This window comes from Rahnella sp. R3(2024) (genome assembly GCF_042920125.1).
GTDB classification, from domain to species: Bacteria; Pseudomonadota; Gammaproteobacteria; order Enterobacterales; family Enterobacteriaceae; genus Rahnella; species Rahnella rivi.
In genome coordinates this window covers 3,778,480-3,791,719 of record NZ_JBHGBU010000001.1, presented here as the reverse complement: position 1 = coordinate 3,791,719, position 13,240 = coordinate 3,778,480, and the positions used below count along the sequence as shown (strand labels likewise).

Annotated in this window: 11 protein-coding genes; 7 read left to right on the top strand and 4 right to left on the bottom strand. The window is 54.1% G+C overall.

Annotated elements, in window-relative coordinates:
• The first annotated feature begins 99 nt into the window (after positions 1–99).
• The 5 genes from rluE to purB all read left to right on the top strand — a co-directional run bounded on the left by rluE (position 100) and on the right by purB (position 4,708).
• Positions 100–726, top strand: a complete 627-nt coding sequence (gene rluE / locus ABSH60_RS17195) for a 23S rRNA pseudouridine(2457) synthase RluE (RefSeq protein ID WP_390974968.1) — start codon at positions 100–102, stop codon at positions 724–726.
• Positions 719–1,165, top strand: a complete 447-nt coding sequence (locus ABSH60_RS17190; RefSeq protein WP_056778844.1) for an NUDIX hydrolase — start codon at positions 719–721, stop codon at positions 1,163–1,165. Before rluE ends, ABSH60_RS17190 begins: the two co-directional genes overlap by 8 nt.
• 220 nt (positions 1,166–1,385) lie before the next feature.
• The gene (mnmA, locus tag ABSH60_RS17185) at positions 1,386–2,495 is read left to right on the top strand and encodes a tRNA 2-thiouridine(34) synthase MnmA (protein WP_122095720.1); all 1,110 of its coding nucleotides are present in this window, start codon (positions 1,386–1,388) and stop codon (positions 2,493–2,495) included.
• 192 nt (positions 2,496–2,687) lie between these two features.
• Positions 2,688–3,314, top strand: coding sequence for a high frequency lysogenization protein HflD (gene hflD / locus ABSH60_RS17180; protein WP_056778839.1), 627 nt, complete (start codon positions 2,688–2,690; stop codon positions 3,312–3,314).
• Between the two features lie 23 nt (positions 3,315–3,337).
• Positions 3,338–4,708 (top strand): adenylosuccinate lyase, encoded by a 1,371-nt coding sequence (purB, locus tag ABSH60_RS17175; RefSeq protein WP_056778838.1) that lies wholly within the window; start codon positions 3,338–3,340, stop codon positions 4,706–4,708.
• Between the two features lie 54 nt (positions 4,709–4,762).
• On the opposite strand, the gene ABSH60_RS17170 is transcribed toward purB, so the two are convergent.
• Complete coding sequence (locus ABSH60_RS17170) at positions 4,763–6,127, bottom strand: glycoside-pentoside-hexuronide (GPH):cation symporter (RefSeq protein WP_056778837.1); 1,365 nt, start codon at positions 6,125–6,127, stop codon at positions 4,763–4,765.
• 310 nt (positions 6,128–6,437) lie between these two features.
• On the opposite strand from ABSH60_RS17170, the gene ABSH60_RS17165 reads away from it, so the two are divergent.
• Positions 6,438–8,810, top strand: a complete 2,373-nt coding sequence (locus ABSH60_RS17165; RefSeq protein ID WP_390974964.1) for a glycoside hydrolase family 3 N-terminal domain-containing protein — start codon at positions 6,438–6,440, stop codon at positions 8,808–8,810.
• 139 nt (positions 8,811–8,949) lie between these two features.
• On the top strand, positions 8,950–9,711 hold the full coding sequence (locus ABSH60_RS17160; RefSeq protein ID WP_056778835.1) for a GntR family transcriptional regulator: 762 nt from the start codon (positions 8,950–8,952) through the stop codon (positions 9,709–9,711).
• A 1-nt stretch (position 9,712) separates the two neighbouring features.
• Here the strand turns inward: ABSH60_RS17160 and ABSH60_RS17155 are convergent, their stop codons facing one another.
• The 3 genes from ABSH60_RS17155 to ABSH60_RS17145 are packed head-to-tail and all read right to left on the bottom strand — an operon-like array spanning position 9,713 to position 13,023.
• Positions 9,713–10,693: a PfkB family carbohydrate kinase gene (locus ABSH60_RS17155; RefSeq protein ID WP_390974962.1), complete on the bottom strand. Its 981-nt coding sequence runs from the start codon at positions 10,691–10,693 to the stop codon at positions 9,713–9,715.
• Positions 10,690–11,709, bottom strand: coding sequence for an ADP-ribosylglycohydrolase family protein (locus ABSH60_RS17150; protein WP_056778832.1), 1,020 nt, complete (start codon positions 11,707–11,709; stop codon positions 10,690–10,692). Before ABSH60_RS17150 ends, ABSH60_RS17155 begins: the two co-directional genes overlap by 4 nt.
• 60 nt (positions 11,710–11,769) lie before the next feature.
• On the bottom strand, positions 11,770–13,023 hold the full coding sequence (locus ABSH60_RS17145) for a nucleoside permease (RefSeq protein WP_390974960.1): 1,254 nt from the start codon (positions 13,021–13,023) through the stop codon (positions 11,770–11,772).
• Positions 13,024–13,240: the final 217 nt, after the last annotated feature.

The window sequence follows — 13,240 nt, the reverse complement described above, 5'->3', positions numbered from 1 at the left end:
TTTGTAAGATGCCGGTTGATACTACTCGAATATTTCCCGCTAGCCAATCCGAAACATTTTTCAAGTATAATGCGCTAATTCTCTCTAACTTCAATGCCTATGAACCCGCTATCTTTTAAAAATCACAACGTTAAACGTTTCAGCAAACGGCCTGCCAAAGAACAATCTGCCCCAAAAGGGCCGAGAAAAGTGATTCTCTTTAATAAACCGTTCGATGTACTGCCACAATTCACTGATGAGGCGGGTCGCGCGACACTAAAGGATTACATTTCGTTAACAGATGTCTATGCCGCAGGCCGTCTGGATCGCGACAGCGAAGGTTTACTGGTGTTGACCAACGATGGCAAACTGCAGGCTGCGCTGACACAACCGGGCAAGCGTACCGGGAAGATTTACTATGTTCAGGTCGAGGGTAAACCCGATGCTGCGGCGGTTCTGGCGCTGCGTGAGGGCGTTGTGCTGAAAGATGGTGCCACCCTGCCCGCTGGCGCTGAAATCGTTGATGAACCGGAATGGTTATGGCCGCGTCATCCGCCAATCCGTGAGCGCAAAGCGATCCCTACTGCGTGGCTGAAAATCACGTTGTACGAGGGGAGAAACCGCCAGGTGCGCCGCATGACGGCACACGTAGGTTTTCCGACGCTGCGTCTTATCCGTTACAGCATGGGCGAGTTTACACTCGGCGACTTACAACCCGGCCAATGGAAGGAAATTTCACATGTTTAAACCGCACGTTACCGTTGCCTGCGTCGTACAGGCTCAGGGAAAATTTCTGGTGGTGGAAGAAACCGTCCACGGTAAAGTCACCTGGAACCAGCCCGCCGGTCATCTGGAAGCTGACGAAACATTAGTCAGCGCCGCGAAACGTGAATTGTATGAAGAAACGGGCATTCATGCCGAACCTCAGTCGTTCCTTGGCCTGCACCAGTGGCAGGCGCCGGACGGCACGCCCTTCCTGCGTTTCGCCTTCGTGATTGATCTGCCACACATGTCCGACACCGCGCCGCAGGACGACGACATCGATCAGTGCCGCTGGGTCACTGCCGAAGAGATTATGGGCTCCTCACAGTTGCGCTCGCCGCTGGTGGCGGAAAGCATCCGCTGTTATCAGCAATCCCCGCGTTACCCTCTGGAAATCCTGCACAATTTCAACCTGCCGGAATAACCTGCCGGGCCGGTTGTTGCTTTCCTGTGAATCAGCGATGCAGCAACCGGCCTGACGTGATAAAATTTCGCGCGTTCTTTTTTGCGTAATCTTTAAGAAGTAACCGATGTCCGGGTTGCTGTGGTGTTTTTTGTCGCGCGCGGCCTTCATCCTCGTGGGACAAATACCCTGAAAAACACCGTCAGCGCCGGGCAATTAATTCCTATGTTTCGGGACTATTATGTCTGACAACAGCCAGAAAAAAGTGATCGTCGGGATGTCCGGCGGCGTCGATTCCTCTGTATCTGCCTACCTTTTGCAACAGCAGGGTTATCAGGTCGAGGGTCTCTTCATGAAAAATTGGGAAGAGGATGACGACGAAGAGTATTGCACAGCAGCCACCGACCTCGCCGATGCGCAGGCCGTGTGCGACAAACTGGGCATTGAACTGCACACCGTGAATTTCGCGGCGGAATATTGGGACAACGTGTTCGAATTATTCCTCGAGGAATATAAAGCCGGACGCACGCCGAACCCGGATATTCTGTGCAACAAAGAAATCAAATTTAAAGCCTTCCTCGAATTTGCGGCGGAAGATTTGGGCGCGGATTACATCGCGACCGGTCACTATGTGCGCCGTCAGGATATCGACGGTGTCAGCCATTTGCTGCGTGGCGTCGATGGCAACAAAGATCAGAGCTATTTCCTCTACACGCTCGGTCACGAACAGGTCGCACAAAGCCTGTTCCCGGTGGGTGAACTGGAAAAACCGGAAGTCCGCCGCATCGCGGAAGAACTGGATCTGATCACCGCCAAGAAAAAAGACTCTACCGGCATCTGTTTTATCGGTGAGCGTAAATTCCGTGACTTCCTTGGCCGCTATCTGCCTGCACAACCGGGCGTGATTAAAAGCGTTGATGGCCAGGTCATGGGCCAGCATCAGGGGCTGATGTATCACACGCTTGGTCAGCGTAAAGGTCTGGGTATCGGCGGCCAGAAAGACGGCAGCGAAGAGCCGTGGTACACGGTGGAAAAGGATGTGGAAAACAACATTCTTTACGTCGCGCAAGGCCACGAGCACCCGCGTCTGATGAACGTCGGTCTGATTGCCCAGCAGTTGCACTGGGTCGATCGCAAAACGCTGACCGCCCCGCTGACCTGTACGGTGAAAACCCGTTATCGTCAGGAAGATATTCCCTGTGTGGTGACACCGCTCGGCGAAGACCGCATTGAAGTGCGTTTTGATGCGCCTGTTGCGGCCGTGACACCCGGCCAGTCAGCGGTATTTTACCTCGGTGAAATCTGTCTGGGCGGCGGCATTATCGAACAACGCCTGCCACTTCAGGTCTGATACTGAACAATCTGGCGCATGAATACGGGACGCTTTCGGGCGTCCCGCTTTATTTCTGCCCGCCTGTGACGTTCTGCACTGATTCCGAACTGTGTTTAGGGGCAGTTTTATGGCATGATCTGTCGCCATTAGTTTGGGCTATTTTCTTTGGCACCGCGTCTCATCGTTTCGAAAACGCTTACAGGAGTAAACGTGGCTAAAAATTACTATGACATTACGCTGGCATTGGCGGGGATCTGTCAGGCAGCACGCCTGGTTCAGCAACTGGCACATGACGGTCAGTGCGCTCAGGAAGAAATGTCAGTTTCACTGCGCAGCCTGCTGGAGATGAATCCGGCGTCCACGCTGGCGGTGTACGGTAATAATGAAGCCAATTTGAAGATGGGGCTGGAGACACTGTTAGGCGTGCTCAACGCCAACCGTCAGGGCCCGGGCGCTGAGTTAACGCGCTACGCATTAAGCCTGATGGTGCTGGAGCGCAAGCTTTATGCCAATAAGCCGGCGATGAATCAGCTTGGTGAACGCATCGATCAGCTCGACCGCCAGCTGGCACATTATGAGCTTGAATCCGACACCATGATAAGTTCACTGGCCTCAATTTATGTCGATGTCGTCAGCCCGGCCGGTCCGCGTATTCAGGTGACCGGTTCACCGGCCATTTTACAAAATTCTCAGGTGCAGGCGAAGGTTCGCGCTATTTTACTGGCCGGTATCCGTTCCGCTGTGCTGTGGCATCAGGTCGGCGGTGGACGCCTGCAGCTGATGTTTTCCCGTAATCGTCTGTTTGAACAGGCGAAAAATATTCTCGCTCATTGTTAATAAGATCCCAGGAGTTGCTACCGATGGAATTATCCTCACTGACCGCCGTTTCCCCCGTTGATGGACGCTACGGTGATAAAGTCAGCGCGCTGCGCACTATTTTCAGCGAATTTGGCCTGCTGAAATTCCGTGTGCAGGTTGAAGTACGTTGGCTGCAAAAACTGGCCGCCTGTGCAGAAATCAAGGAAGTTCCTGCTTTTGATGCCGACGCAAACGCTTTCCTTGACCAGTTAGTGGCCAATTTTGATGTCAACGATGCGCAGCGCATCAAAGACATCGAAAAGACCACCAACCATGACGTCAAAGCGGTGGAATACTTCCTGAAAGAAAAAGTGGCTGCCATCCCTGCCCTGCACGCGGTGTCTGAGTTCATCCACTTCGCCTGCACCTCCGAAGACATCAATAACCTGTCCCACGCGCTGATGCTGCAAACGGCACGTCAGGACGTTGTACTGCCGTACTGGAAACAAATTATTGATGCGGTCAAAGGTCTGGCGCACAAATACCGCGACATTCCGCTGCTGTCACGCACCCACGGCCAGCCTGCTACGCCATCCACCATCGGTAAAGAACTGGCTAACGTCGCTTATCGTATGGATCGCCAGTTTAAGCAGCTGGAAAACGTTGAAATTCTGGGGAAAATCAACGGTGCTGTCGGCAACTATAATGCCCACATCGTTGCCTATCCGGAAGTAGACTGGCACCAGTTCAGCGAAGAGTTTGTGACCTCGTTAGGCGTGACATGGAACCCGTACACCACGCAGATCGAACCGCATGATTACATCGCGGAATTGTTCGACTGCGTGGCGCGTTTCAACACCATTCTGATCGACTTCGACCGCGACATCTGGGGTTACATTGCCTTGAACCACTTCAAACAGCGCACCATCGCTGGCGAAATCGGTTCTTCCACCATGCCGCACAAAGTCAACCCAATCGACTTTGAAAACTCAGAAGGTAACCTGGGTCTGTCCAACGCCGTATTGCAGCACCTGGCGAGCAAACTGCCGGTATCACGCTGGCAGCGCGACCTGACCGACTCCACCGTACTGCGTAACCTCGGCGTGGGTCTGGGCTATGCGCTGATCGCTTATCAGGCAACCATGAAAGGCGTCAGCAAGCTGGAAGTGAACGAAGCGAATCTGGCGAATGAACTGGATCACAACTGGGAAGTGCTGGCCGAGCCAATCCAGACCGTGATGCGCCGTTATGGCATTGAAAAGCCTTATGAAAAATTGAAAGAACTGACACGCGGCAAGCGTGTTGATGCTGCGGGTATGCAGACGTTCATCGATTCTCTCGAATTACCGGAAGAAGAGAAAGTCCGCCTGAAAGCCATGACACCGGGCAATTATATTGGCCGTGCAACCAAAATGGTTGATGAACTGAAGTAATGTTCTCTTCACGGACGCGCCTGCTCAGCGGGCGCGTCCGTGTTGTTTGTAGGCTTAACTCTGGGTCTGGAATTTACTCTGACGCAAATCGCCGATGATGTCGTTCATCCGGTCTTCCGTTAAACGGTAATAGCGGATGGAGAACGCGGTAATCAGATAGAAAATTGCCGGTAAAACGGTAAACAGAATTAATACACCCCGTATCGCTTCTGCTGACTGTTGTTCAACGCCTGCCTGATAACCAAACCATGCCAGCCCCCAACCTGTCAGCGCACCACCGATTGCCACGCCGAGTTTAATCACGAAAATATTCGCCGCAATATTCATGCCCGTAATACGACGTTGCGTTTTCCACTCGCCATAGTTATTGGCATCGGTAATCATTGACCATTGCAGCGGTGCATTTATACCCTGTAATAAATTCAGCGCGATATGCACGATAAATGCGGGGATCCAATATTCTGTTGGCAGCACGAAGAATAATAACCCGACCAGCGCACTTAATACGTTAACCCATACGGAAGCACGGATTTTACACATCCAGGTACCCAGTGATTTCGCGAATAAACTCCCGATAACAGAAGCGACTGTCGTTGCCAGCATAAAGATGGAAATAATACCGCTGCCCTGATGCAACACATATTGCACGAAATACACCAGCAGGCTTCCGCGAACTACTACCCCACAAAGCATGGCAAGATTATAGACAGACAGGATCCGCCACTGGTCATTTTTCATCAGAATACGCACATCCCGAAGGATATTCATATTCTCTTCTTTGACCGGCGTAATACGCTCGCGCGTGGTCAGGAAGCAGGTCAGGAACATCAGGCAACCAATCACACCAAAAATCCCCATCGCCCACTGCATGCCGGTGGCGCGATCGCCGGGAGCAATAAAATCAGCCAGCGGCAGGATCAGCGCAGTCCCCATTGCGCCACCGATGGGAGCAATCGCAAAGCGCCAGGACTGGAGTGACAGGTTGTCCTGCGGGTCTGCGGTAATTGCTGCGCCTAACGAACAATAAGGGATATTGATTGCCGTATACATGATCGTCATGAAGATATAGGCCAGCACCGCGTAAACAATTTTCGCCGTTTGTCCGAAGTCAGGTGTGGAATACACCAATACGCAACTCACGGCAAAAGGCACACAAATAATCAGTAACCAGGGGCGGAAACGCCCCCAGCGACTTTTCGTCTGATCGGCAATTGCGCCCATTATCGGATCAGTAATCGCATCAAGTATGCGCACCACCAAAAATAGCGTGCCCATCACGGCGGGAGAAAGCCCGTAAATATTGGTATAAAAGTAAGCCAGAATAGCGACAGAGGAATCAAAAACGATATGGCTTGCCGCATCACCTAATCCAAAACCCAGCTTTTCTTTGTTGGTGATCCTTTCAGTTAACGCTGACATGCATTCACCTTAATTTTTAAATTAGAATTCCTTTGTCTTTATAATTCCTGGCATTGAGGCGGGATATTCTGATATTTCACTTATGTTTTATGCTTTTAATCAAATGTGACGCAGGCACGGCTTATTCCTGCTTTTTGTAATAAACAAAATTAATATATTCGAGCCGCATCACATTTAAGGGAGAAAACCAAAAAACATAAGTTGGATGGCGGTTTCGGCAATTGTTGTGTTTGCTTTGCCCTACCAGTATTGATGGTCAGAAAACATATCCGCGCCGTCGTGCGGATGGCAACACTTACAAGGGGAAAGCATGTCTGCCATTTATAAGGATGCCCACCGTCCGGTGCATGAACGTGTCGCCGATTTGCTGGCACAAATGACGCCTGAAGAAAAATTCGCACAAATGCACGCGTTCTGGCTGATATTGTCCGCCGCGGGCGATCATCGCGAGCGCACCGATCTGAGCGATGAATTCGCCGGCGTCACTCAACAGGCGGCGCTCAGCGAACGCCTTAAACGCGGGATCGGCCAGATTACCCGTCCGCTGGGAACGCATATTGTCGAACCCAAAGAAGGGGTTCGCGCCCTTAATCGTCTGCAAAGAACCTTAATGGAAGAAACCCGTTTGGGTATTCCGGCTTTATTTCATGAAGAATGTCTGGTCGGTTTATTGTGCAAAGATGCCACACTGTTTCCTTCGTCGCTGAACTACGCCTCCACCTGGGATCCGGCGTTGATGCAACGTATCGCTGCCGCCATTGGCGATGAAGCCCGCAGCACCGGTTGCCGTCAGGGGTTAGCGCCGGTACTGGACGTCTCCCGCGACGTACGCTGGGGGCGGACTGAAGAGACGTTTGGGGAAGACCCCTACCTGACGGGTGTGATGGCGACCCGTTTTGTGCGGGGTTTACAAGGTGAAAAACGCGATGTGCTGGCGACGCTGAAACACTATGTCGGGCACTCTTTCAGCGAAGGGGCGCGCAACCATGCGCCGGTGCATCTGGGGTTTAGTGAGCTTAATGACACCTTTCTCCTGCCGTTTGAAATGGCAGTGAAACTGGCAAATGCCGGTTCAGTCATGCCTGCCTATCACGATATTGATAATCAGCCCGGCCACTCAGATGCCTTCCTGATGACGACGCTGCTGCGCGAAGAATGGGGCTTTGACGGTCTGATAGTGGCGGATTATGGCGGCATCAGTCTGCTGCACCAGCATCATGGCATCAGCCGCAACGCCACGGAATCCGCCGCGCTGGCTTTTAACGCCGGTCTGGATATCGAGCTGCCGAAAGATGACTGCGCACGCCATCTTGCGCAAGCCGTTGAACAGGGTCTGATCTCCATGGCAAAAATCGACGAGATCGTCGGACGCGTTCTGCAAGAGAAATTCCGTCTGGGGCTGTTCGAGCAACCTTATACCGATGAAAATGCCATTGCGCTGCAAACACCCGAAACCCGTAAAATGGCATATGAAGCCGCAGTGAATTCCATCACGATGCTGGAAAATAATGGCGTTTTGCCGTTGGCTGGCCAGCAACGGCTCGCGATCATCGGGCCGACGGCCGATGACCCGCTGGCGCTGCTCAGCGGCTACAGTTTTCCGGTTCATCTGATCATCAGTGATATGCAGGACAGCGCGTCGCAGGTCGTGACGCCCTTACAGGCATTACAAGAACGCGTAAGCAGCCAGAATCTGCGTTATGCCAAAGGCTGCCACATTATTGAACATCGGGTGGCGGGTGCTCCGGTCTTCCCCGGTGATACGGGTAAACCGATACAAACCTCCCCCGTCTCACGGGATACCCGGTTGATTGCACAAGCGGTTGAAGCCGCAGAACAGAGCGATGTTGCGCTGGTCTTTGTCGGTGATCTGGCCGGATTGTTCCAAAGTGGCACCGTAGGCGAAGGGTCAGATACCGACAGCCTGCGCCTGCCCGGCGTACAGCAGGAGCTGGTCGCCGCCGTGGTGGCAACAGGAAAACCTGTGGTTGTCGTGATGACTGGCGGCCGCCCTTATAATCTCGGCGGGCTTGAGGATAAGGTCGCCGCATTGGTGATGGCATGGGCACCGGGCCAGGAAGGCGGAAATGCGATTGCCGATGTGCTGACCGGCGTGCGGGAACCTGCAGGGCGCCTGGTGGTATCCGTTCCCCACAGCGCGGGCGCCATGCCCTATTACTATAACCACAAACTCAAGAGCGGCGGCACACCCTATGCTTTCCATTTCGGCTCCCGCTATCCCTTCGGATACGGTAAAACATGGACCACATTCCGTTATGGCGAACTGTCGATTGTTCAGCCACAGGTACCGTCGCTGAACGGTAACGTCATCGCAAAAATTACCGTCAGTAATAGCGGGGATAAAGACGGCAGCGAGGTGGTACAAGTGTACGTCCGCGATCGCGTGGCCTCACAGGTTCGCCCGGTTCAGGAGCTGAAAGCCTTCCAGCGGGTGCATCTGCGCGCAGGCGAAAGTGCTGAGCTGACCTTCACCCTGCCCACCGACATGCTGAATTTCACTCAGCGTAACGGGCAGCGCGTGGTCGAACCCGGTGAGTTTGACATTCGCGTGGGTGCCTCGAGTGGGGATATCCGCAGTCAGGGCGTAGTGGAAATCACCGGCGAAGCCCGTGCGCTGGAGAAAATGTGGCGGATGGAAAGCCACTGCGTCATCACACATTAACCTTACGGGGCGTTTGAATTTATCTTTAACGCCCCTTTTCCCTCCCGCAGATTTAATCCCGCATACGCGTAAAATGTCACTGCAAAAATTCTCTTTCCTTCTAAAATAGAGGCCATTACAGCCATCAGGAAAAGCCCGTATGAGCATGGACACTAACCAGCAGGTGCTGGAAAAACTGAAAACCGATCTGGCTCAGACAGGCACTATGCCGCTGTATTTGTGTTTTAACGAATCGGTTCGTCAGGCAATGGAATCGGGTATTTTGCAGGACGGCGATTTCCTGCCGAGTGAGCGCCAGTTCACCGAAGCGCTGGGGATCTCACGGATCACCGTGCGTAAGGCGCTGGCAAAGCTGGAACAGGACGGGCACATAGGCCGCTCACGCGGTTACGGCACCTTTATCAAAAAAGCGGTTGATGCCAGGCTTTCTTACTCGCTGGCCGGGGTGAAAGGGTTTTCGCGCGAAGTGATGTTACAAGGCCGCAAGCCCGATACGCTGTGGATCAGCCGTGATCAGATACCGGCATCCGCGCTGATTGCCAGCAAACTGGCGATCACCGAAGGCACACCGGTTTATATGCTCAAGCGCATTCATTACATCGACACACGCCCGATGTCCGTGGCGGTTTCATACGTGATCATGGCCGCCATCGGGGATGTGCAGGATATCGGCGTCTCGCTCTATGACTATTTCAGCCGCAATAATATTGAGCTTGGCGCACTGCAAAGCCGGGTCAGTGCAGCAATGTCCGACGCTGAAACTTTGCAATCTTTGCAGCTGACTGAGCCCATGCCGCTGCTGATCATAAAGCAGACACTCTTCGACGGGCAAAACCGGCCGATTGAATACAGTGAAAGCTTTTGCCGCAGCGACATGTATGAGTTCATCAGCGAAGACTGATTCACAGCGCCGGTTCACTCTTTTCAAACGTGCTGGCCAGTTGCGCCAGCGTCGGCGCGCAATCCCCGCCAGTCTGCGAAACAACATAGGCCGCCACGCAATTTGCCAGCGTCATGCTTTGCCAGTGTGTCAGGCCGAGTGAAAGCCCTGCCAGCAAACCGGCGCAATGGCTGTCACCCGCACCTATGCTGTCAGCCACGGTGATTTTACGCGCCGCAATCCAGCCGCAATCAGTGGCCGTCGCAAAATAATAGCTTCCTTTTTCGCCGCAGCGCAGTACCACCAGTTCACCGGTTTTAGCATTCAGCTCACGGCAGAAGGCTTCGGCGTTATCAGTAAACCCCAGCAGCGTGGCTTCCCGTTCGTTGAGCGTCAGGATCACGCCGGGGCGGATCACGCGGCGAATGCGATCTTCGGGCATAACATCCAGACGCGGCCCAAAATCCACCACCACGCGCACCGCATCGGGCAAGGTTTCCAGCCAGTCGAGCAGCACCGTTCCCTGTTTCGCGCCTAACTGATAACCCGACACATACACCAGCCCGTTTTGTGGCGTAGCGTCGGTCAGCCAGCCGGGCTGCCACTGATTTTCAATACCGTCGATAGAGATAAATGTCCGCTCGCCGTCCGGCTCAACCAGCGCCAGACACCAGCCGTTATCCGCGCCGCGCACCTGCAAATCCGAGGTAATCTCCCGTGCCGCCATTTCACGTCTCAGACGATCGCTCCACATGCCCTCGCCCACCGGCAACAGATTACGGCTGTGAATGCCCAGCTGTTTCAGCCCGAGCGCAATATTCAGCGCGCAGCCACCGAGGTGAAAACCGGTCACGTCGGCGGCAATATCCCCGCCGCGCTCCGGTAACGCATCGGCTCTGGCAACCATGTCCATGACCGCAGCGCCGACGACCATCACCGGTGCCTGCTGATGCCAGTCGCCCTGCATCAGCGTCTGTAATAATTCGCGATGGCCCTGGCTCATTCAGCCTCCTGCGCCTGCTGGCGGAAACGCTGAAATGCGTCGCTGTAGCGCGTCATATTCTGCGGATTGACCCGTTTCAGTTCATCCAGCCACTCTTTCTTAAACACCTCAATGCCGTTCAACGCGCCGCAAATGGCGGTTGCCATCGCACCAATGGTATCGGTATCGCCGCCGAGATTGGCACACAACACCGCGCACTGATTCGGGCATGTTCCGGCCAGTTCCACCATCGCCAGTGCGGCAGGCACAGACTCAATGGTGCTGACGCCCGCGCCAACCAGCTGATAAACCGCTTCGGACGCCTGCTCCGTTCCTTCGGCTTTCTGCACCGTGGCGAAAGCCAGTTCGATGCGCGCCGCCAGTGAAGCGCTGAAAGTGGTGGGTTTGCGCGTTTGGGCATATTTCGCAATATCCGGCAGTGCCAGGCGGATTTCAGGCCAGCTCGCCCCTTCAATGGCCCGCGACACAGCCCAGGCAATCACCACCGCGCCTGCCACGGCGATATCAGATTTATGCGTCGGGCTGGACGCCAGCCACACCTGCTCGCAGAATCTCTCCAGCGGCGCCGAAGGCAGTACGCAGCCAAGCGGGGAAACGCGCATCGCCGCGCCATTGGTCACACCATTGTTTTCCAGCGCCTCAATGGCCACGCCTTTCTTCTGTTCGGCCAGCGCAAGTCTGGAGCTCGGACCAAGAATGTTTTTATTAAACGCGTCAAAACTGTCTACCCAGCGGATCACATTACGCGCAATCAGTTCTGGGACGACGCGGCCTTCCGCTTCCAGCAGCGCATCGGCCAGCGCCAGCGCCATCGACGTATCATCAGTAAACTGTGCAGCGGTGAAATAACAGGCGGCGCTATTTTCTGCCGGGCCATCAAGAAAACGATCGATCCAGCCGAAGTGTTGCTTAACCCGCTCGCGCGGCCAGAGCTCCGAGGGCATGCCCAGCGCGTCGCCCAGCATTTGTCCGTACAACGCGCCGAGCATACGGCTCTCAAGGCTTAGCTGTGTCATGTAAATCTCCTGCTATTAATTTCAGAGGGGCCGCCTGCCCGCCTGTTGTGAAAAGAATGTTTATGAAGGCTGGCTCAGGCTGACCGGGGTAATGGTTTTGCTGTGTTCGCGAAAGAACAACAGAAACAGCAGCATTACGCCGACAACCATCGCAGCACCCACGCCCCAGACCGCAAACCAGTCGAACGTCATGCCATTTTTTGGCGTGCTCAGTGCGAAAGTGGTCATCGCCCGGCCGCCCAGCCAGTTGCCGATAAAACTGCCCAATCCCTGACAAATCAGTGTGATCAGACCCTGTGCCGCCGTGCGCATATGCGGCGGCGCTTTTTTATCGACATAGATATACCCGGTGACAAAATAGAAATCGTAGCTGACGCCGTGCAACAGAATGCCGAGGAACAGCATGCTGTAAGCCCAGACATCCGCCGTGCCGCCATAGATAAAGAATACGTAGCGGATTGCTGCTGTGACAAAGCCCAGCATCAGCACTTTTTTTATACCGTAGCGTTTGAGCAGGAACGGTAACGCCAGCATGGCGAAGATTTCAGACACCTGGCCGAGGGTCATCCAGCCGGTTGCGTTGGGCAAACCCACCTGCGTCAGGTAACCGTTGGCAAACTGGTAGTAAAACGCCAGCGGCATACAAAACAGAAATGAGCACAACGCGAAAATCGCGAAAGAGCGGTCTTTCAGCAAGCCCAGCGCATTCAGGCCGAACAGCGCTTTGATATCCACCGGCCCTTTGCCTTTTGCCGGTGTCTCCGGCAGCCAGAAGCTGTAAACCCCAAGCACCAGCGAGGCAATAGCGGTGATCCACAACGGCAACCCGGTATCAGAAATGTTGTTCATGCCAAGCAGCGGCGGCAGCACAAAACCGATCACCAGCCCGGAAGCAATCCAGCCCAGCGTGCCAAGCACGCGGATGCGCGGGAAATCTTTCTCGGTGTCATTGATGTTGGCGAACGCAATGCTGTTGGTCAGCGCCACCGTTGGCATATAGGTGATGGCGTAAACCACCAGCAGCGGGAAGAACGTGGAGAATTCGGTTTGCAGCGCGATAAACGCCATCAGCACAGCCCCGGCCAGCAGCAGCCAGCCAAGCACTTTTTGTGCGGCGAAGTAGCGGTCAGCAATCACGCCCACCAGCACCGGCGAGAGAATGGCCGCTATGGCGGTGCTGCTGTAAGACCAGGCGATTTCGGAGGGAGTAAAACCCAGCTTATTAAGATATTGCCAGAGAGGCACAAACCACGCTCCCCAGATAAACCACTCGATAAACATCATAACGGACAGCTTCAGATGGGTACGTTTCATTATTATATCCTTGCTGAATGAGGGGCCCGCGCGGTGCGATACGCACCCAAAGCGACGGAAAGAATCAGGCATTCAAGATACCTTTGAAATACCTTAATAGTACCTTTGGTATTTAACAGCGATCGATCTCACATTTTATGCTTCTGCCCGGCAAGCCCGTTTATAATTGGTTTAGGTTTTGTTTAGATTGCCGGTCACGGCGTTGATGTGAGGTTGA

Bases quoted from the DNA above. Each gene is read 5' to 3' on its own strand.
- ABSH60_RS17150 (WP_056778832.1), bottom strand. From the start codon at position 11,709: ATGACACAGCTAAGCCTTGAGAGCCGTATGCTCGGCGCGTTGTACGGA.
- ABSH60_RS17145 (WP_390974960.1), bottom strand. From the start codon at position 13,023: ATGAAACGTACCCATCTGAAGCTGTCCGTTATGATGTTTATCGAGTGG.
- ABSH60_RS17155 (WP_390974962.1), bottom strand. From the start codon at position 10,693: ATGAGCCAGGGCCATCGCGAATTATTACAGACGCTGATGCAGGGCGAC.
- ABSH60_RS17160 (WP_056778835.1), top strand. From the start codon at position 8,950: ATGAGCATGGACACTAACCAGCAGGTGCTGGAAAAACTGAAAACCGAT.
- purB (WP_056778838.1), top strand. From the start codon at position 3,338: ATGGAATTATCCTCACTGACCGCCGTTTCCCCCGTTGATGGACGCTAC.
- ABSH60_RS17165 (WP_390974964.1), top strand. From the start codon at position 6,438: ATGTCTGCCATTTATAAGGATGCCCACCGTCCGGTGCATGAACGTGTC.
- ABSH60_RS17190 (WP_056778844.1), top strand. From the start codon at position 719: ATGTTTAAACCGCACGTTACCGTTGCCTGCGTCGTACAGGCTCAGGGA.
- rluE (WP_390974968.1), top strand. From the start codon at position 100: ATGAACCCGCTATCTTTTAAAAATCACAACGTTAAACGTTTCAGCAAA.
- mnmA (WP_122095720.1), top strand. From the start codon at position 1,386: ATGTCTGACAACAGCCAGAAAAAAGTGATCGTCGGGATGTCCGGCGGC.
- ABSH60_RS17170 (WP_056778837.1), bottom strand. From the start codon at position 6,127: ATGTCAGCGTTAACTGAAAGGATCACCAACAAAGAAAAGCTGGGTTTT.